The 21,334-nt window shown below is 40.2% G+C and carries 14 protein-coding genes; 7 read left to right on the top strand and 7 right to left on the bottom strand.

Annotation, left to right across the window (positions count from 1 at the left end; genetic code table 11):
• The first annotated feature begins 124 nt into the window (after positions 1-124).
• Both H5088_RS09360 and H5088_RS09355 read left to right on the top strand, forming a co-directional pair.
• Positions 125-1,237 (top strand): FMN-binding glutamate synthase family protein, encoded by a 1,113-nt coding sequence (locus tag H5088_RS09360; RefSeq protein ID WP_182752741.1) that lies wholly within the window; start codon positions 125-127, stop codon positions 1,235-1,237.
• Positions 1,237-2,949, top strand: coding sequence for a thiamine pyrophosphate-dependent enzyme (locus H5088_RS09355; RefSeq protein WP_182752738.1), 1,713 nt, complete (start codon positions 1,237-1,239; stop codon positions 2,947-2,949). The genes H5088_RS09360 and H5088_RS09355 overlap by 1 nt, the downstream gene beginning before the upstream one ends.
• 203 nt (positions 2,950-3,152) lie before the next feature.
• On the opposite strand, the gene H5088_RS09350 is transcribed toward H5088_RS09355, so the two are convergent.
• Both H5088_RS09350 and H5088_RS09345 read right to left on the bottom strand, forming a co-directional pair.
• A complete protein-coding gene (locus tag H5088_RS09350) occupies positions 3,153-4,601 on the bottom strand; it encodes a dihydrolipoyl dehydrogenase (protein ID WP_182752737.1) in 1,449 nt (482 codons plus the stop codon).
• Positions 4,602-4,682: 81 nt separating this feature from the next.
• Positions 4,683-5,411, bottom strand: a complete 729-nt coding sequence (locus H5088_RS09345) for a glutathione peroxidase (protein WP_182692706.1) — start codon at positions 5,409-5,411, stop codon at positions 4,683-4,685.
• Positions 5,412-5,524: 113 nt separating this feature from the next.
• Between H5088_RS09345 and H5088_RS09340 the strand changes: the two genes are divergently transcribed.
• The gene (locus H5088_RS09340) at positions 5,525-6,427 is read left to right on the top strand and encodes a LysR substrate-binding domain-containing protein (RefSeq protein WP_182752736.1); all 903 of its coding nucleotides are present in this window, start codon (positions 5,525-5,527) and stop codon (positions 6,425-6,427) included.
• Here the strand turns inward: H5088_RS09340 and H5088_RS09335 are convergent.
• A complete protein-coding gene (locus H5088_RS09335) occupies positions 6,411-7,604 on the bottom strand; it encodes a flagellar assembly protein FlgT (protein ID WP_182752735.1) in 1,194 nt (397 codons plus the stop codon). The two genes, H5088_RS09340 and H5088_RS09335, sit on opposite strands and share 17 nt — an antisense overlap.
• A 130-nt stretch (positions 7,605-7,734) precedes the next feature.
• Between H5088_RS09335 and H5088_RS09330 the strand changes: the two genes are divergently transcribed.
• The 3 genes from H5088_RS09330 to H5088_RS09320 all read left to right on the top strand — a co-directional run bounded on the left by H5088_RS09330 (position 7,735) and on the right by H5088_RS09320 (position 10,985).
• The gene (locus tag H5088_RS09330) at positions 7,735-8,193 is read left to right on the top strand and encodes an LPP20 family lipoprotein (RefSeq protein ID WP_024593173.1); all 459 of its coding nucleotides are present in this window, start codon (positions 7,735-7,737) and stop codon (positions 8,191-8,193) included.
• A 129-nt stretch (positions 8,194-8,322) separates the two neighbouring features.
• Complete coding sequence (locus H5088_RS09325) at positions 8,323-9,030, top strand: transglutaminase-like cysteine peptidase (protein ID WP_182752734.1); 708 nt, start codon at positions 8,323-8,325, stop codon at positions 9,028-9,030.
• Positions 9,030-10,985 carry a LapD/MoxY N-terminal periplasmic domain-containing protein gene (locus H5088_RS09320; RefSeq protein ID WP_182752733.1) on the top strand — a complete coding sequence of 652 codons (1,956 nt, stop codon included), beginning with the start codon at positions 9,030-9,032 and terminating at the stop codon, positions 10,983-10,985. Before H5088_RS09325 ends, H5088_RS09320 begins: the two co-directional genes overlap by 1 nt.
• Before the next feature lie 19 nt (positions 10,986-11,004).
• Here H5088_RS09320 and H5088_RS09315 read toward each other — a convergent pair whose 3' ends face one another.
• The 4 genes from H5088_RS09315 to H5088_RS09300 all read right to left on the bottom strand — a co-directional run bounded on the left by H5088_RS09315 (position 11,005) and on the right by H5088_RS09300 (position 17,268).
• Positions 11,005-11,592, bottom strand: a complete 588-nt coding sequence (locus H5088_RS09315) for a response regulator transcription factor (protein ID WP_182752732.1) — start codon at positions 11,590-11,592, stop codon at positions 11,005-11,007.
• 22 nt (positions 11,593-11,614) lie between these two features.
• Positions 11,615-13,036 (bottom strand): HlyD family type I secretion periplasmic adaptor subunit, encoded by a 1,422-nt coding sequence (locus H5088_RS09310; RefSeq protein ID WP_182752731.1) that lies wholly within the window; start codon positions 13,034-13,036, stop codon positions 11,615-11,617.
• On the bottom strand, positions 13,033-15,171 hold the full coding sequence (locus H5088_RS09305) for a type I secretion system permease/ATPase (protein ID WP_182752730.1): 2,139 nt from the start codon (positions 15,169-15,171) through the stop codon (positions 13,033-13,035). Before H5088_RS09305 ends, H5088_RS09310 begins: the two co-directional genes overlap by 4 nt.
• 120 nt (positions 15,172-15,291) lie before the next feature.
• A complete protein-coding gene (locus H5088_RS09300; RefSeq protein WP_182752729.1) occupies positions 15,292-17,268 on the bottom strand; it encodes a TolC family outer membrane protein in 1,977 nt (658 codons plus the stop codon).
• A gap of 239 nt (positions 17,269-17,507) precedes the next feature.
• On the opposite strand from H5088_RS09300, the gene H5088_RS09295 reads away from it, so the two are divergent.
• A partial coding sequence (locus tag H5088_RS09295; protein WP_182752728.1) for a retention module-containing protein occupies positions 17,508-21,334 on the top strand: 3,827 nt, incomplete at its 3' end.

The following is a 21,334-nucleotide window of genomic DNA, read 5'->3' as shown; positions in this document are numbered from 1 at the left end:
TATGTTCGTTAATCATAATGTGCCCTCAAACAAGATTTGAAGATCTGATCATGACATTGAGATTTAGTTCAAAAAAATCCCCGCTAATTTCTTAGCAGGGATTTGTGTATAAGAGACAGCTAAAATAGGTGACTTTTATCATGATACCGGGGAAGGAGGGCTTAGTGAGTATCATAAAAAGCATGGTGGCGACATTGTATGGGAGTTAGGCACTGGCTACTTTGGTTGTCGCGACGAGCACGGCAATTTTGATCCAAAGCAGTTTGCTGATACTGCACAAAGTGAACAAGTAAAAATGACTGAAATAAAACTCAGTCAAGGTGCTAAACCAGGCCATGGTGGCTTGTTACCAGGCTCTAAGGTAACTGAAGAAATAGCCCGCACCCGTAAAGTTCCCGCTCATGAAGATTGTTTGTCGCCCGCTGGGCACTCTGCTTTTTCAACACCCGTTGAATTACTTGAATTTGCACAACATATGCGTGAGCTTTCTGGCGGTAAGCCAGTAGGGTTAAAGCTGTGCGTTGGTATGCCCCACGAGGTTATGGCGTTGGGTAAAGCTATGCTTAGCACTGAAATTTACCCTGATTTTATTGTGGTCGATGGCGCAGAAGGCGGTACGGGCGCTGCACCTAATGAATTGTCGGATTGGGTTGGTATGCCTTTAGAGGATGGTTTAGTAATGATGCAAAATATGTTAGTGGGTACGGGGTTAAGGAAGCATATAAAGCTCGGTGCCAGTGGTAAAATTTATAATGGTATGGGCATGGCTAAGCATATTGCTTTAGGCGCTGATTGGTGTAATGCCGCGCGTGCGTTTATGTTTTCCATTGGCTGTGTGCAAGCTAAGCGTTGTGACAAAGGGACGTGCCCTACGGGGATCACCACCCAAGATCCACAGCGCCAACGCTCGTTAGATATAGAAATACAATCACAAAGAGCAGCGCTGTTTCATTCTAAAACGTTAGCTGCATTAGGTGAAATTGTGGGCTCCTGCGGTGGCGTTCATCCTAGTGAGTTAGATCCCCATCAAATTATAACGCGCATAGATGCAGCACAATCTAAGTCAATTATGGAAGTCCATCCATTTTTACCTCCTAACAGTTTGCTTGATACCCCTGGCGATACAGCGTATTGCGATTGGTGGGAAGCTGCTTCTAAAGATACATTTAAGCCAATTAAAAATTTAACCGATGCAATGGGAACAACGTTATTAGCACATAAAAGAGGACATTACTAATGAGTACAACAGTTTCACACGTTATAGCAGACACTCTCGTACAAGCGGGAGCAAAACGTTGTTATGGTATTGTTGGCGACACAATAAATCATTTTACTGATGCGATTAGGCACACCGATTTAAAGTGGGTCAATGTACGTCATGAAGAAGTAGGTGGCTTTGCCGCCGGTGCAGAAGCTTATATGACAGAGCAGCTTGCTGTTTGTGCTGGAACGTGTGGACCTGGCAGCTTACATTTTGTAAATGGTATTTTTGAAAGCCACCGTAATGGTGCCCCTGTTGTTTTAATAGCCTCCAACATTGATAGGGCGGAGGAAGGAATGGATTTTCCACAAGAGTTGGACCAAACCAAAATTTACGAGCAGTGCTCTGTATTTTGTAAGCGTATTAGCCACCCAGATCAAGCTCGGCGTATCGTAACCCAGGCAGCTCAAGCGGCATTGGCACACAAGGGGGTGGCGGTGGTTGTAGTTAATGGCGATGTATTTAAGGAGAAAATAGATGATGATTTGCCTTGGTCGGTTCACCAGCCTCAACCGGTTATTCGTCCAAGTGACGACGAACTCAAAAAGCTTGCTGGTATGATTCTCGATGCAAAGCGCATTACCATTTACGCAGGTATTGGCGCCCGAAAGGCGCATGATCAACTTATTACTTTGGCAAAAAAGTTAAACGCTCCGATAGCTCATAGTTCGCGAGCAAAAGAATTTGTAGAGCCTAATAACCCTTTTAACATTGGTATGACAGGGATTTTAGGAAATCTTGCAGGAGTGCAAGCAATGAGCGATTGCGATTTGTTAATTTGCTTAGGTTCTGACTTTGCCTATACCCAATTTTATCCTGAAAAAGCCCGTATTGTGCAAATCAATAAAGAGGCTAACCATTTAGGGCGCCGTTCGCCTATCGAACTTGGTTTAGTGGGTGATGTTAAAGATACTTTAGCTGCGTTAACCCCACTACTTGAACAAAAATCAGATAATAGACATTTGAATGAATCGCTTGAGCAGTGGAAAAAAGACACTCAGGGCTACAATAAAAAGGCAAAACGCGACTCTGACCTTATTCACCCGCAGTACCTGGCGCAGCTACTCAGTGAACAGGCCACTGATAATGCTATTTTTACCGCCGATGGAGGAAGTCCAATGGTTTGGTTATTAAGGCATTTAAAGGCTACAGGAGAGCGCCGTTTTTTAGCCAGTTTATTGCATGGTACTATGGCAAATGCGTATCCTCAGGCATTAGGAATTGCAAATGCATATCCTGATAGGCAAGTAATAGCAATGTGTGGCGATGGCGGGATCACCATGTTATTGGGAGATTTACTTACCTTAGTGCAAGAGAAAATAGCAGTTAAAATTTTAATTTTTAACAATGACTCACTCGGCTTTGTAGAAATGGAGCAAAGGGTAGAAGGCTTACTTGATAGTTACACAGGTCTCTCGAACCCTAATTTTGCTCTATTAGCACAGCAAATTGGCTTGCACAGTTGGCAAGTATCAGACCCTGATGAACTGCCTTCAACGATGCGCGCATGGCTAGATGCAAAAGGACCGGCTTTATTAGAAGTAAAAGTAAATAGAATGGAGTTAGTCATGCCGCCTAAAATAGAAGCCGGGCAGGTAGCCTCTACGGCTTTATTTGGCCTTAAAGCAGTACTAAATGGTCGTACTAACGAAGTAGTGTCGTTACTCAGAGATAACTTTATTAAATAATACAAATCTGCTTATATAGAGAGTCTATCTAACGTTAAGAAAATTGCGCTAGAACTAGGTGATGTTTTTATCTTTTTTGATTCGATTAACAATTAAGTGTAACAACTAAATTTTTTTGAGAGGTCAGCTTAAAAAAATACATAAAAAAGCCAAAACAGATGTTTTGGCTTTTGCTTAGCAAGTTTGTATGTGTGGTAAATAGGCTATGCGCCTGGGCCACATTCCATACATGAATTTACAATGTCTGGGCCAAATTTAAGTTTGGCGTTTAAGTCGCGAAGAGCGGTGCGTAACCCTTCTTCAATTACTGGGTGGTAAAATGGCATGTCAAGCATTTCTGGTACGGTCATTTTGTTTTGTACAGCCCATGCTAGCAAGTGAGCGATGTGCTCGGCTTGTGGGCCAATAAATTCTGCACCTAAAAATAAGCCTGTACCTTGCTCTGCATATACACGCATATGACCTTTGTTTTTAAGCATTACTCTGCTTCGGCCTTGGTTTTCAAAGCTGACTTCGCCTACTTCAAAACAACCGCATGGGCCTAAACGGTCGGTAATTTGCTTGTAGCTTTCGCCGACCATTGCTATTTGTGGGTCGCTAAATACGGCTGCAATTTTTGCTCTACGCAGACCTATTCGTACGTCTGGGAAGCGCCCTGCATTTTGACCTGCAATAGCACCTTGGTCTGATGCTTCGTGTAACAATGGGAGCATGTTACTCGCATCGCCTGCTATAAATATGTTTGACTCACCACACTGCATTGTATGTGTGTCTGCGTGCGGTACGCCGCGTTCATCAAGTTCAATGCCTGTGTTTTCAAGGCCTAGTTTATCTACGTTAGGTACTCGGCCTGTGGCTGCAAGTACGTAGTCAAACTGTTCGGTGTGTTTTTCACCTTGTTTGTCGGTGTAAGTTAGCTGTGCTTTGCCGCCAACTTGCATCATGTCAGATACGTTTGAGTCGGTATCTACAAAAAATTCTTCAGCAAAAACAGTATTTGCGTAGTCTTTTACTACTGGATCTGTAAGTGGGCCAATTGCGCCGCCTACACCAAATAGTTTTACATTTACGCCTAGTCGGCTAAGTGCTTGGCCAATTTCAAGACCTATTACACCAGGGCCAAATACAGCGACTGATTCTGGTAGGTCATCCCAATCAAATACGTCGTCGTTTATAATAAGTTTGTCACCAAAGTTATTAAATACGCCAGGGTATGAAGGGCGTGAACCGGTGGCAATTACAAAGCGTTTTGCTGTAATAATTGTATGGTCGTCTATTTGTACGCGGTTTGCGTCTAAAAATTTAGCGTAACCACGAATTTTATCACCCTCTGGTAATTCATCTACGGCTTCTACTACGAATCCTGCAAAACGATCTCGTTCACTTTTAACGCGTGCCATAACTGCTTTGCCATCAATGACAGGCTTTGAGCTATGAACACCAAATGCAGGTGCCATTTCAATTGCGTGTGCGGCTTCGGCGGCTGCAATCAATAACTTGCTTGGCATACAACCAACACGTGCACATGTGGTACCGTATGGGCCTGATTCGATCATTAATACATTTTGTGTGAACTGTTTAGCATTACGATAAGCACTTAAACCAGCAGTGCCAGCGCCTATAACAACAACATCGGTTTGCAATTCTTTCATAGTGGTATCCTTTATTATTTTCAATCTAAGCGATGAGATTGATATAGAGGGGCGCGTACGCCCCTGCTATTTTTTACTTAATTAAGCAAAGTATTTTTCTAAGTCGTCTGAACCACCGATGTGCTTACCACCAATGAATATTTGTGGAACAGTGTCACGACCAGATACAGCTTTTAGACTTGTTAGTGATGCGCCTGCACCCATAACAATCTCTTCATATGCGAAGCCTTTTTCTGCAAGAAGCTCTTTTGCTTTTTTACAAAAAGGACAGCCAGGTTTAGTAAAGATGCTTACAGGTTCTGGTTTAGCTTGCTTAGGGTTGATGTAATCAAGCATTGTGTCTGCGTCAGATACTTCAAACGGGTCACCTGGTAAATCTGGTTCGATGAACATTTTGTCAACCACGCCATCTTTAACAAGCATAGAGTATCTCCAGCTGCGCTTACCAAAGCCTAGGTCGTTTTTGTCTACTAACATGCCCATGCCGTCAGTAAATTCGCCGTTGCCGTCTGGTAATAAAGTAATGTTTTGCGCTTCTTGATGCTCAGCCCATGCGTTCATTACAAAGGTATCGTTTACTGATAAACATACAATTTCGTCAACGCCGTTTTGCTTAAGTACGCCTGCTAATTCGTTGTAACGTGGTAAGTGAGTTGATGAACATGTTGGTGTGAATGCACCAGGTAGTGAAAACACTACAACCGTTTTACCTTTAAAAATTTCATCTGTTGTTACTGATTTCCATTCGTTATTTTGACGAGTTGCAAATGTAACACTTGGGACTGTTTGACCTTCGATATTGTTTAACATAGTTTTTTATTCCTCTTGATTTGTTGATAGCCATTATGGCGAACAATTAAATATAGTTCCAATCGTTTGTTTGTATTAAACTGATAGTTATAAACTATCATGTGGAGCTGAATATGAACTTAAAAGATTTTGAATATGTAAAAGCAATAGCGCAATACAAGCACTTTCGCAAAGCTGCCAATGCATGTTTTGTAAGTCAGCCTACATTAAGTGGCCAAGTAAAAAAACTCGAACATGAGCTTGGCGTTACTTTATTTGACCGCTCAACTAAACAAGTTACGTTAACAGCAAAAGGTGAACGTTTGTTGACGCAAATAGAGATTATTTTAGAACAAACGCAAATACTCAAAGAACTTGCTGCTACTTCTAACGAGCCTCTACAAGGTAAATTAACTATTGGTATTATTCCTACCATTGCGCCTTACTTGTTGCCTGCGTTATTAACATCAATGAAAGCGGCATTTATTGATAGTCAGTTTTCGTTTATTGAGATGCAAACAGCAACAATTTTAGAAGCTTTAAATAATGGCGAACTCGACTTTGCTATTTTAGCCGATGTGCCAGAGCTTATTAATTACCATACTGTTGCTTTATACAAAGAAGATTTTTTAGTGGCGGTATCACAAGATAACGCGCTTTCTAAGCATAAAAAAGTGGCGTTGAGCGACCTTCAAGGGTGCAGCCTACTAATGTTAAGTGATGGTCATTGCTTTAAAGATCAAGCCCAAAAGTTTTGTTTTTCTGCGGGAGTCGATGTATCTAACCAGTATAAAGGTAATAGTTTAGAAACATTATTAGCGTTAGTGGCCATGGATGACGGTATTACATTTGTACCAAAACTGGCATGTACCGACCGTGTAGGGATTGATTACTTGCCTATATTCCCTAATCAGCAGCGTAACGTGGTGTTTGCATGCAGAAAGCATTATCCGCATTTATCTGGTGTAGAACAATTGGGCGAGTGGTTATCGGCTCACCCTAATTTAAAAGCTAAATTAACTAAAGATCTTGGCTGATTATTTCTACTACATCGTTAATTTGCACGCCAGGTAGTGGTTTGTCATCAATACTGACAGCTACTGCAGTTTGCTGATAAAGCTGCTCAACGCGAATTTTATTAAGCGTGGTGATGGTGTGTGGCATAACATTACCCGCTGCGTCGGTTAAATAGTTATGGTGCGCAATGCTTAGCATCTGGCCTTTTTTTAACCCATGAGCTTTACCTAAATTAATAACGATTTTGCTATTTTCCATGTGCATTATTTTGCCTTGAGTTGGCAAACACGCCATGGCTGCTTGAATGTCATAACTTACTGCTTGGTTGATATCGGTTATGCTTTGCCCATAAGGCGATTGCCAAAACCTATCACTATTGACGTCAACTATGGTTGTTTTTTCAAATGGCCAAATTGCTTGAGTATGGTAACTATTTTGCCAAAGTTGCTCATAGGTAGTGCCATCAAATAATACAAATTCAATGTTGTAACTGCGCTCATACGCCTCGTCTTGCCAAAATGCATAATCGTTATTGAGTTTGTCGCTAGTCGAAAGGCTGGTTATTTGGCTAAGCAATACATATTGAGCGTTACTGCGCGAAGATATTTCTTCTAATTGAGCGTTTGAATAGTCGTGCTGCTGCGAAAAGTATTTATCAACGCTTATTGCATTATTATAGTAAGCAATAGGTACTGCGCTCATTTTTGATTTTTGCAGTGAGGTAAAAATGTTTTTGCTAATCGCTTTACTTACGTCAAATATTTGACCCATTTTAGCGTGTTCACGATGAACAAGTTGGCTTTGTGTAACGGCCACAAACTTATTAAAGCTATTTTGTGGGCATTGCTCTGTTTGAGAAAAAATATCGAGTCGTAATGTAATAGCAAATTTATTGTCGTATTTATTTTCGCTGACCAGTTCAATTTTTTGAATTTCGCCGTGGCTGCTAATTTTTAGCTGATCTTGCATTAACACGCCATCTACCAAGGTTTGCACCGAGCTAACCCGTGCGCCAGAGAACACTAACGCTTGTGTAATCGCATCTTTTATAGCGGCAGATTTGGCAGCGCTCGTATCACCATTTTGAACGTTCGCATGGCCAGTTGATTCATACCACTGCGCTTTAGTAAAAGGGGAGAACGTTAATAATGCCGTTGCACTTAACCCTGCAAATGCCAATGATAAAAACGACTTCATACTTTTACTCCAATTAAACGTTAGCTATTAACTAGGTAGAGCAAGGACTGTACCAATGTTATTTGGTAATACTATAAATGGCATTAAACGTGCATATGTACTGCTAATTACTATACAAGGGCTAGATGCTATGCGAGCGATTTCATTACTTATTACACTTGGGTGTTTAACCTTAGGTGGTTGTAGCAGCGTTTTTGATAAGCATGTTGAATATAAATATGTAGAGCCAAATAATTACCCAGTTTTAAAAGCGATAGGGTATGCACCTATTAGCTTACAAAAAGGCGCTAACTTGTCGCAAAAGCAACTTATGGCCATTAAGGCTTCTAAGCTTGAAGCTTACCGCGAGCTTACTGAGCAAGTCTATGGGCAAAAAATTACCGCAGGAACAACGGTGGAAGGCTCAATTGCTCAAGACGATTACTTAGAAAGTAAAGTGCAGGGGCTTATTAAAGGTGCACAAATAATTAAAACTTACGCAGTAGATGATACTTACGTGACCGAGCTTGAGCTTAATATGAAGCGTGTGCACGATTTATACATAGGTGAAGTAAAACCACGCGAAGTTAAAAAAGTAACGTACTACTAAAAAAGTTATTCAAAATATCTCATCCTCTTATATTGAGTGCTATGCTGTTGTTAGGATTAATTTTAAGCAGATTGCGTAGTGCTCAACAGATGTATTTTATTGCCACTTATATTAACAGTGGCTCTGTAAATGGCGATTAAGCCAAGTCATTTAAATCCTCAATTATTTATATGGTGCAAAGCCAATTTGCGCTACCTATTGCTGTTTTTTGTACTCTCCAGTGGTGTGCTTGCAAGCCGACTAACTATTCAATTTAATACCTTTATAGAGCTTATGGGTCAAAAATATGGACCTGCGCGAGCGGCGGTTGCACGCAACTGGCAAAGCATGTTGGTGCAAACTCAAAACAAGCCAGAGCAACAACAAATTCTTATTGTTAATGATTTTTTTGCGCGTAATTTACGCTACCAGACAGATACTTTGCTATGGAAACAAAACGATTATTGGGCAACCCCTTTAGAAACATTAGGCAGAGGCCTCGGTGATTGTGAAGATTACGCAATAGCAAAATATATCAGCTTAAGAGCGTTAGGTGTGAGCGACGACAAGTTACGCCTTATTTATGTAAAAGCAAAAATTGCGGGCACTAACAAAACGCAAGCGCATATGGTGTTAGGTTATTTTGCTACACCAAACGCTCAGCCACTTATTTTAGACAGTTTAATAACAAAGGTTTTACCTGCTGCAAAACGTGTAGATTTAAGCCCTGTTTTTAGCTTTAACAGCCAAGGTTTATGGGCTAATAATTCAACCAAAAGTGTAGCCAGCCCAACAGCAAGACTTTCACGCTGGCGTAAAATTTTGGAGCAGACAACCAAAGAAGGAGTTATGTGGTAATGGCATCATTTTCCTTATCTAAGTATCTTAAAAAACGAAAAATAACACTCAGGCAAGAGCTATGGATTGCATTATTAATTGTTATTTTTGTGGGCTTTATAAGTAGTGTTTTAATTAGTACTAATTCGGCTAAAAATTATTTTTCGACCCAGCTGTACTTAAAAAATGTAGATAACGCCAGCTCACTTGCGTTGATGATCAGTCAATTAGACAAAGACCCCGTTGAGCTTGAATTATTAGTTTCAGCCACATTTGATACCGGTCACTATAAGCGAATAGAGCTACAAAACCCGAATGGTGAGGTGATTGTTAAACGCACATTTACCGATGAGCTTAAAGCGACGGCTCCTAAGTGGTTTAGGGCAATGTATGGGTTAAATGTTCAACCAGGGGTTGGGCAAGTAAATAATGGTTGGCAGCAATTTGGAACTTTGTTTATAGAAAGCCATAGTCAATATGCTGAGCAAGCCTTATGGGAAAGTGCGCTTAAACTATTTTTCAGTTTTTTAATTGTTGCTTTTTTTGCTTGTATAGTTAGTGCTTACTTTTTAAGTAGGATATTAAAACCACTAGATGATGTTGTGTATCAGGCTAATGCATTTGGTGAAAAACGTTTTATTAAATCGAGCGTTCCTCGCACTTTTGAGTTTGCCCGTTTAGTGCAATCAATGAACCAATTATCTACTCGTTTTAGCCGTATTATTAAAGAAGATAATAAACGTTTAGAAGAGCTTAGATTTAAATCGCAACACGATGAGCTAACTGGTTTAGCAAATAGAGAATACTTTGGTGCAACGCTTGAGGCCCACTTACAAAAATCGAAAGATCATGCCCATGGCGCCTTGTTTTTATTTCGGGTTGTAAACCTAGATAAAATGAGCGAACAAATTAGCCGTGTAGAAATGGTTAATTTCTTACGTCGTTTTTCGCAGGTTTTAATCGAGTTTTTAGAATCAAATGAAGCACACTTTTCAGAAAACTACATAGCCCGAATATCGCATAATGACTTTACTGTACTGTTTAGTGATACTGATGATATTGAGGTATTGAGTAAAAAAGTAGTTAGGCTTCATGAATCTTTTATTGAAGAGTATAAAAATATTGAATTAGCTATACCGCATAGTTGCACTTACATACAAAAGAATGACACGCGGTTTGATGTATTAAAACGAGCCGATGAACTTTTAAAATCAGCCGATAATAAACCAGGTGTTCAAGCAAAAGTAAGTGATAATAAACAAAAAAGCGAGTTATTTGATGATGCAACGAGTTGGCAAAATGCAATAGAAGAAGCTCTAGATAACAAAGCGCTAGAAATTAACACATACCCAGTAACGAGTTTTACGGGGCAGTTGATGCAAAATCAATTAGGACTGAGCCTAGAGCTTGGCGGGCAAATATATCGGGCAAGTTATTATTACCAATGGGCTAATCGCTTAAAGTTATTAGCGCGTTTAGATTGGGGATTAATTAAGGCGTTGGTTGCTCAGTATAGTATTGAGCCACCAAGTGAGCTGATTTCGGTTGAGTTATCTGCCCAAACATTACTTGATGATGCTGCGCTTGCTTCAATTCTTACCTATCTATCGGCATTTCCTGATTTAGCCTCTAAAATTTGCTTTGATATACGAGAAAGTATTGCCGTCAGCGAAATTAAAATATTTAAAGGCTTTTGTGAAGATGTAAGGTGTATGGGCGCTAAGGTGGCGTTAAAACGTGTAGGTCCTGAATTTACTAAAATTGAAAAAATTCAGGAGTTTGGGCTTGAAATGATTAAGATTGATAGTGTTTATGGGCATAATATTAGTTACAGCCAAGATAACCAAACATTCCTGCGAGGGGTTTGTACGTTAGCGCACTCTATTGGTATTAAAGTGGTCGCACAAGGTGTTACCAGTCAAGATGACCTCGATACACTTATTAACTTAGGCTTTGATGGGGTTATTAAAGAGTAAAAGGGCATTAACCGTGCGGTTAATGCCCTTTTACAACTAACATTAATTGGATGCGGTCGCGTACTTTTAGCTTATTAAATATAGAACCCATATGCTCTTTAATCGTACGCTCTGTAATATTTAAAGACTCTGCAGCCTGTTTATTAGTAGCACCAGTTACAACAATATCAACTACTTGGCGTTCTCTTTTGGTGAGTAAATCAAGCTCGCACGTCCTCGCATATTTAAATGGTGTATTTGATAAAGCTCCCACTAAATTAGATAGTAATTGTCCTGGTAACCATATTCCGCCAGAACAAATTGTCTCAAGTACTTGTTCAATAATTACTTTGGTGGCGAGTGCTTCTACGTATCCTTTAGCTCCTGCTTCAAGCGCACTCCTAAGTTGATTTATTTCAAGTTCGTTGGTCATAACAATAACGAGTAAACGTTGTTGCGAATATTTTTTAACGAGCTCAAGCCAGTTCGGTGTACCGGCTAAAACCCAAATAATACTTGATGCCGTTACTCTGTTTGGTTCTTTTGTGCATATTAAACAATCAGGAAACGCTGCTCGCCAGTGCTTCGATTCAAATTCAGGCTGTGTAATAAAAATACTTTGGCGCATTATTTCTCCATTTATTAAATGCTTAACGCTCTGTCATTGCTTGCGATGTAGCTCTAAGAACTGGTTTTAAAAGATACTCAAGTACGGTTTTTTTACCGGTAATAATATCCACTTGAGTGGTCATACCTGGAATAATAGTCAGCTCTTTTGAAAAGTTATTTTTGGTGGTTTTTAGTTGCACCAAATAAAAGGTATTCTCACGGTCATCTGTAATGGTATCGGCGCTAATATGTAAAACCTCTGCCTCAAGGCCTCCATATACGGCAAAGTCGTAGGCACTAAATTTTATCATCGCAGATTGCCCAGGCCGTAAAAATGCAATGTCTTTAGGCGGAATTTTTGCCTCTACTACAAGTTGATCGTCAAGCGGGACAATTTCCATAACATCGCTACCGGGCTGTAAAATACCGCCAACAGTATTAACTAATAATCGCTGTACAGTGCCTTTAACAGGAGAACGTATTTCAGTTTGAGTTACTTTATCGGCCAAGCCAGATTCAGTTTCTTTAATTGAATCTAGTCTAAGTAGCGCTTCGGATAGTTCATTGTTCCAACGGTTAATCATAACGAGTTCAACTTCGGTTACTTTATTTTTAGCTTCGTTAATGGCCGAGAGGCTCCTATTTATCACTGCCTTGGTTCTGTTTATCTCGCCGTTTAGATCAACTATTTGGCGCTCTAAACGAATAATATCTATATCTGAGATAGCGCCCGTGCGTAACAATGGGCGAGTAACAGAGAGCTCTCTGTTTGTTAAGCGCAGCGCACTCGTATGCTGTTCAAGTGCCGCTTTGGCTTCAATATAATCTTGGTGTCGCTGCTCTAGTTGGCGTTTGTGAATACTTACTTGTTGCTCTAATTCTTGGCTGTTACTCAAATAAAGAGAACGCTCATGTTGCACAACTCTAGGCGCATTTTTAATAACAGACTCGCTAAATACGAGCTCCTTTTTTTGAGTGAGTGCTCTGAGCCTCGCTACTTTTGCGCTTAACGACTCAACTTTGGATTGGTTTTCTCTAAAGCTAGAAATAAAGCGGGTAGGGTCTATTTTAATGAGTACATCACCCTCATTTACTATTTGCCCCTCTTTTACATTTATTTTTTCGACCATACCACCATCATAAGATTGAATAAGTTGTAATTTATTGGAGGGAATAACACGCCCTTCACCACGAGCAACTTCATCTAAATTAGCAAAACCAGACCACACAATAAGGCATATAAACGTTAAACAAATTAAATAGAGCAATAACCTAGCGCTTGCTGGCTCCTGTTGCATTTTTTCCCACTGAGCATCTACTACCCAGTCTTGGCTGTTAGGCGGAGAAATCCATCCTTTAAATAGTTTATTAATTACTGATGGCTTGCCTTGTTTTCTTGCTTCTATTGCTCTGCTAACAGATTCAAAGGAGCGCTGTTCAAGTGGTTTTTTATTGTCACTCATGAGGCTTGCTCCACTGTCTTATTATTTAACGCTGCAATTACTTTTTGTTTTGGTCCATCAGCAACTACTTTTCCGTTATCTAAAACTATAATTCGGTCAACAAGCTCAAGTAATGATGAGCGGTGAGTCACCACGATTAAGGTTTTATCTTTAGAATAACCCTTTAAATTGTTAATAATTTTACTTTCACTATTATGATCTAGCGATGAGGTTGGCTCATCTAGTAATAGTATTGGAGGGTCGTTAATTATGGCTCTTGCCATACCTACAGCTTGGCGCTGGCCACCTGATAATTGACGACCTTGCTCGCCTACTTGTAAATCAAATCCGTCTGGGTGCGAATTAATTAAATCAAATAATTGGCTTCGCTCACAGGCTTCAATAATTTGCTCGTCTTTGGCATGCCAAGCACTCATGGTGAGGTTGTCTTTCAAGGTTCCATAAAACAGGGCAACGGTTTGTGGTAGGTAGCCAATATTATGACGAAGCTCAGCTGGGTCAATTTGATGTATATCATTATTGTCTATCAAAATTGATCCTGAACAGGGTTCGTATAGTCCTAAAATAAGCTTTTCTAATGTACTTTTACCTGAGCCATTACGTCCTAAAATGGCGACTTTTTCACCGGCTTTAATTTTAAAACTAACGCCGTTGAGCGCATTATGAGATTCGTCAGAGTATTTAAAACATACATCTTTAAATTCTATATCGCCCTTTAAAATAGGGTGGCTTAACCAATGCTTACCAGGTGGACGCTCGACCTCTTTTTCCATAATCTCGTTCAGTGATTGCATTGCTATTGCGGCATGATGATATTGTGCTAAAACAGCGGCCGACTGCCCGATTGGGCCCATAGCACGAGACGATAATAGGTAAGCTGCAATTAACCCGCCTTGAGTTAGCTCACCTTCAATAACGAGGTGTACGCCTATTATCATTATTATTACGCCTACGCATTGCTGTATCCATGATGCTGTATTTGATATAGAGCTAGAAACGAGTCGGCTATGTGCGTTTACTTGTGCAATGTAAATGGTCGACTTTTCCCATACAGACTGTGTTTTACACTCTGAGTGAAAGCTCTTTACATCTTCAATATTGGTTAAGCTTTCGACTAATACAGCATTTCGCATTGAGCTTGCTTTCATTGTTTGTTCTGAAAGAGCCTCAAGTTTGCGGTGTGCGGCTATAGCGTAAGCTAATAATATAAGTGCGCCCGCGATAATAGGTAAACTTAGAGGTACGCCAATAATGGCAATAACAATTAAATACAAAACTACGAATGGTAAGTCGACTAATGCGACAAGTGTTATGGAGCTAAAAAAGTTACGTACAGCTTCAAATGATTGAATGTTGCTAGCAAAGGAGCCTGCGGATGATGGGCGGTTTTTTAGTTTCATACCTAATACCCGCTCCATTATTACAGCCGATACTTTGACATCTATTCTACTGGCAGCAAGCTCTACAAAGTAGCCTCTTACTAAGCGCAAAACAAAGTCAGCAGTGAGTGCTATTAAAATGCCAATGGCAAGTACCCATAAGGTTTCTGTTGCGTGGTTGGGCACTACGCGGTCATATACGTTCATTACAAATAAAGGCATAGCAACCGACAAAAAGCCCAAAGCAACAGCCGAAATAATTACGTCCTTATAAAGTGAGCGGCATTCTTTAATTACTCCCCAAAACCATCCGTCTTTTGATAGTTTTTCAAGTACAGGTGTTCGCTCATCAAATGCAAACTCTGGTTGAGCATAAATAACTAAACCTACACTGTTAGCAGCTAACTCATCAATGCTTTGTTCGATAACTGATTCTGTAAGTTCTGGGTAAATTACACTCACCAACTGTTTATCGTAATCAATAGAATTAATAACACAGGCTTGGTTATCTTTTAAAATTAAGATGGCAGGTAGCAGTGCTGTATTAATTTTTTGTAATGGCTTATTAACTACTTTTGATTTAAAGCCGATGCGCTTTGCTGCGCGCGAAAAACCTGATGGAGTAAGATTTCCATCAGTTAGAGGAAGTCCATTTAATAGTGCTTCTCTTGAAAACTCTTTACCATGATGACGACATAAAACTGCTAGGCAGTCAACGAGGATGCCACCATGATCAAGTACATCGTTTAATTCCATACACCATCCAATGTTATGTAGAACTGCATGCGGTTGTTACTACTAAACCTAAACTCGAGAAATAAATTTAACTAAAATATTTCAAGTCGAGTTTAGGTTATTTACATAACGTTAATTGACTTAGATATCAGTAATTACAGCTTCGATACGTCGATTCGCAGCATTTGCTCTTACTGATATTTCGTTTACACGTGGTTGATCGATGCCATACCCGAACGATTTAACACGTTTAGGTTCTACATCGAATTGCTTAATCAGAATTTCAGCTACGGCAAACGCACGTTTTTCTGATAGTTTACGGTTATATTTACGGTCTCCATCTAAAGAGGCATGACCTTGTATTTCAACCTGTTTAGTTGGGTTCTCTTTTAAAAAATCTGCAAGCCGACTAATTTCTTGAATATATTGAGACCTTACATCGCTTGAGTCAGCAGAAAAAGGAATACCAATTTCTATATTTGAGGTTGATGCGCTATAAATTGTGCAACCAGATAAATCTACATTTGTACTCAAAGGTGTGCTTGGGCAAGTGTCTTGCTCATTTGGTACGCCGTCACCATCATCATCGGTAAAGCTATCTGCTGTCGTGTTGGTTTCCAGCGGTATATCTAAGTACCTTGGCATAGCCGTTACACTCATGTATGCATTATCTTGCTTAGCTTTTTTTTGAAGAAATGCCTTGCGGCTAAAGGTGGTTGCTACATCGTAACTCGGACAGATATTTTGTGCGTTATGAACAATAGGGTCGTCAGTTAGCTCTTTTAATGTAGGGTATTTATCTGACATCACGTTAAGTGCTGGCAGTAATTTCCCCATTTCTTTTAGCATAGTTAAAATAGCTGATTGACGGTCGTAAAGCGCCACTATGTATGAACGTGTTGATTGAAATGACTCGTTTTCGGCATCAAGTACGTCTAGTAGAGTTCGTTGGCCTATATCGAATTGATCCTTATATGCAATTTTAACTTTAGTTGATGATTCGCGGTGTTGATCAAGCGCCGGTAACTTTTGCTCTAATATAGTGACGTTGTAATAAGCAATTTGCAGACTCTGACGAATATCAATACAAGACTGATCGCGTTGATATTTTGCAATGTTTATATCCTGATAGGCTTGTTCTAAATTAGCATTATCAAGACCACCATTATATAAATTATAGCTAATATCGATGCCGACTCGCGCTTCTGTTCTGGTTTCATTTTGACCAAGTTCATCTCTATCTTGGCTACCGTAGCGGGCAGATAAATCTACGTTAGGATGAAACGCTGCTTTTTGTGCTTTTGCGTTCGCTTTTTGTGCTTCAATATTATACAAAGAGGCGTAAAATGAAGGGCTATTTTTGTAAGCGACGTCTAGCGCTTGATTAACTGAAATTGGTATATTTTTTTCATCAAGGTCAGCTTGCTTTATATCGTTCATAGGAAGCTCTCCTACAACCCTTAAGTAGCGAGCGCTTACATCATGTAAATTTGAGTACTCCGTTAATACGTTAGATTGTGCTAAAGATAAGCGCCCACTAATTTGTTCTAGATCGGCAGCGCGCGCTACACCAGCTCCTACACTTTGTTCTATTTGTTGATATACAGACTCGTGCTCTTGTAAATTTGCTTCTGCAAGTTGTACTAACTCTTTGAATTTTTGTACGTCGAGCAGGGCTATTGAGGCTTCAAGTGCTGTTTGTTCTGTTTGAGAAATAAGCTCAAAGTACCTAATGAGTTGAATGCGTTTAAAGCGATCAACCGTATTCGAGGTCCTAAAACCGTCGTAAAGCATTTGAGTAACACTTAACTCGGCTGTATTACGGTTATATTCTTCTTCAACACCGTAATTTCTTCTTTCATAGCCCGCGCTTGCTGATACATCAACACTTGGTAAATAACCTGAGCGGGCAGCATCTACTCCATAAATCGAAGATTTAAAAGCATGCCATGCTTCTTGTACTTCAGGATTGTTTTCAATCGCTTTACTTGAGACATAGGTAAGTGGCATTGCTGATTGTTCATTTGCATGCACATAGTTTAGTAGAGTTGCGGCTGTAATCGTTAGTCCGATTAACATAGTCTCTTGATGTTTCTTAAAAGTGTTTTTTGTAATCATTTCTTCCTCTTAGATCCTGTTAAGACCGTAAATACTCCCTTAAGTATTTAGTAAAGGAATACTATTTTTGCAAGTAATCGTTTTGGTTAGCATAAAAAAAATTTTCTACCACTTTCTTGTTGATTTTTTATTTTTGAATTTTTCTTTTAAACCTGTACTTGAGTACAGTATCTATGTGGCTTTTTTGTCCTACCTTTAACTTATTAGATTGTTATTTTAAAAAGTTTGAGGGTACCAAAATGGAAGCAAATCAACTGGTAGTTATTGATATTCAAGGTTCGGCAGGTGTGGTGCTGGATGATGGGTCAATAAGAGCATTAAATGTTGGTGACATTATCACCGTGGGTGATTTAGTTGTTACTGCTATTAAATCGTCTTTACAAATTGATGTGCAAGGTGAAACCTTATCTATACCCGCAAATCAAAAGGTAAAAATAACACCAGACTTATTAGCGAAAGAAGCCAGAGATTCTAGCGAAACAACTGTTTTTGATGAAAGTTTAGATGAAGCAATTGCAAGCTTAGATTTAGGGGCAGAGCAAGACCCATCAACAGCGGCTAATTCTGATGTAACAGATTTTTTAGATGCGTTAGAAGGTGATGGGGACATTCTAGATAATTTAGAGGCAACAGCCGCTGGTGGGGGTAACGCTGCGGGTGCAGATGGAGGCAGTTCGTTTGTACAGCTAACCCGAATTTCTGAAAGTGTTGATCCTAGTAGTGTTACTTTTGATTCATCTTTTGAGCAAGGCGCTACTGAAGCTTTTAATTTAAGAGATACCTCTGACGGTATTGTGCCTGATTCAACTACTGCATCTATTTCACTTAATGAGCTAGGTATTACTAACTCATCACAACCCACAATCACCGGTACGAGCGAAAACTTAATCGGCGAAACGGTTAATGTAACGGTAACTGATGTTGATGGAAACTCTCAAGTAGTTAGTGTTGTAATTGGCCCTGATGGTACCTTTGAAATAACCCTACCAACACCAATTGCTGATGGCCCTGTAACGGTTGTTGTTGAAGCGACGGATCCTGTTGGTAATCCTATAAACGACACTATTTCAATTGAGGTTGATACAACACCTCCACTTATTGCTATTGATCCTGTTGCCGATTCTGCTTCGCAAACAGTGACAGTGACAGGGACAGTATCTGGTTTGAATACTGGGGATAATGTATCAGTCACGTTAACGGATAGTGCAGGTACGGTACAAACAATAGTTACTCAGGTTGATGCTCAAGGAAATTGGGTAATTACTACCACCTCACCTTTATCTGAAGGGGAGTTTAACGTAAGCGCTGTTGCGATTGATGCAGCTGGAAATCAAGCTATAGACCAAGCTTTAGCGAATGTAGATTTAACTGCTCCGGTAATCACCGTAAATGTAACTGATGAAACAAATAACTCAACACCACCACTTGTTGGAACAACAAATGGTGTTCCTGAGGGCACTCAAGTAACAATTACTGTTACAGATAGTGCAGGACAAATACAAACATTAACTGCAGTTACCCAAGCCGATGGAAGCTGGAGTGTAGAAGTAGGGACTCCTTTACCTGAAGGTGATTTTACTGTTGATGCACAAGTAAGCGACAGTGTAGGAAACTTAGCATTAGCAAGTGATTCAGGAGTAATTGATTTAACGGCGCCTTCGGTACAAATTAATAATATTAACGACACTCAAGACACCACGCCAACGATTACAGGTAACGCGCAAGATGTACCTGCAGGCTCTATTATTAGTGTGGTTATTACCGATTTTGATGGTCAAACTCAAACATTATTAACCCAAACTAACGCTGATGGGGATTGGTCTATCGACGTAACTACGCCATTGGCTGAAGGGCAGTTTGAGGTTGATGCAAGTGTAAGTGATGCTGCAGGTAATCAAGCCCAAGCAAATAACCAAGGTGTTGTTGATTTAACAAACCCTGATATTACCGTTACTGCAATTGCTGATACTAACGATACTACACCAACATTTGTAGGTAGGGTGGAAGACGCTCCTGCGGGCTCTGTTATTACAGTATTAGTAACCGATATTAACGGTAACGTACAAACTTTAACTACTTTATTAAATGAAGATGGCACATGGAGTGTTGATGCTAGTGAAATCTTGCCAGGTGGTGAATTTACCGCAACTGCGTCAGTAACCGATGCTGCGGGTAATGAGGCATCTGCTCAAACAAACGGTGAAATAACGTTTGCTCCTATCTCAATTCAAATCGATGCAATTGCTAATACTAACGATACCACTCCATTTTTAAGTGGTAACACCGGTAATGTGCCTGCTGGTACAACCATTACTTTAACTATTACTGCAAGCGATGGCAGCACATTTACATTACTAGCAGTGACGCAAGAAGATGGTTCGTGGTCTGCACAAGTAACAACCCCTCTGCCTGAGGGCGACTTTACTGTAGTTGCAGCGGTTATAGATGACTCGGGCAATGAGGCGCAAGCAAGTGCAGTAGGTAATGTTGATTTAACTGTAAGTATTAATTTTATTATTGATACTAACGATACAACACCAACAGTTAGCGGCTCTACCCAAGACGTAGATCCTGGTGCGGTAGTAACCGTTACATTTACAGGAAGCGATGGCGTAGCAGAAACCGTGCAAGTAGTTACTGGTGCTGACGGAAGCTGGTCAGTTGAGGCAAGTAATGAATTAGTTGAAGGCCAGTTTAGTGTGGTTGCAACTGTAACTGATGCTGCGGGTAATACAGCTTCTGCAAGTGAAACTGGAGAAATTGATTTAACAGATCCTGCAATCACGATTAATCCTATTGAGGATACGAATGATGTAACCCCATCTGTAAGCGGTAATGTAATTGATGTACCTGCAGGGACCGAAGTTACATTAGTAATAACTGACAGTGAAGGTAATGAACAAACACTTACAACAACTACAAATACAGATGGTACATATACAGCGGATATTATTGCAGATCTCAGTGAAGGAGATTTCACAGTAACAGCGAGTGTTAGCGACACTGCAGGCAATAGCAGTACGGCAACTGTTACAGGTACGGTTGATTTAACCGCACCAAGTGTGACTATTAACAATATCGCAGATACAAACGATACAACACCTACGCTTACAGGCTCTACCCAAGGATTAGCATCGGGCAGTGAAGTAACTTTAATTGTTACCGATAGTCTAGGAGCAGAGCAACAGTTAGTGACTACTATAAGTGCTGATGGTACTTGGAGTATTGAGATTCCAACTGCTTTAAGTGAGGGGGATTTTACAGTAACAGCTAATGTATCGGATAATGCGGGTAACGCAGCTCAAGATTCACAATTAGGCTCAGTTGATACCACCCCTCCTTTAGTTGCAATAAATGATTTTGCTGATTCAAACGACACAACGCCTACATTTAGCGGAACAACGAGTGATGTAGCACCGGGTAGCCTTGTTAGTGTTTTAGTTACTGATGCAAATGGTGAGTCTCAAACATTGACGGCGGTTGTGTCAGAAGATGGAACTTGGCAAGTAGGTGCAACTCAAGCGGTTGCTGAAGGCGATTTTACAATTACAGCAACAGTAACAGACGCTGCGGGTAATGAAGCAAGCGATACTGTTAGTGGAACAATTGATTTATCAGCTCCAATTATAGCAATTAATACAATCCCAGATAGCGACGATACTACTCCAACAATTTCAGGTTCTGTACAAAATGTACCAGCCGGAACAACTGTTACGTTAATCGTTACAGATGCTGGTGGTAATACACAAACAATTACAACACAAACGCTAGCTGATGGTAGCTGGACAGCCGATACTAATGAGTTAGTTGAAGGTGACTTTAGTGTTAATGCCATCGTTAGTGATGAAGCAGGTAACCAAAGTGAAGCTTCTGCACAGGGAACTATTGATAATACCGCACCAAATATTACGATTGATGCACTGGCGGATAGTAACGATACAACACCAACTATTTCAGGCACCGCGACGGGTGAGCCGGAGGGCACGGTTGTTACTATTACAGTAACTGATGACGCTGGTAACCCACAAATAATCACCACTGAAGTACAAGCCGATGGCACTTTTAG

It is taken from the genome of Pseudoalteromonas sp. SR43-3 (assembly GCF_014163875.1).
Taxonomy (GTDB): Bacteria; Pseudomonadota; Gammaproteobacteria; order Enterobacterales; family Alteromonadaceae; genus Pseudoalteromonas; species Pseudoalteromonas distincta.
Note: the sequence above shows the minus strand (reverse complement) of the source record. Positions and strands in the feature narration are given on the sequence as shown.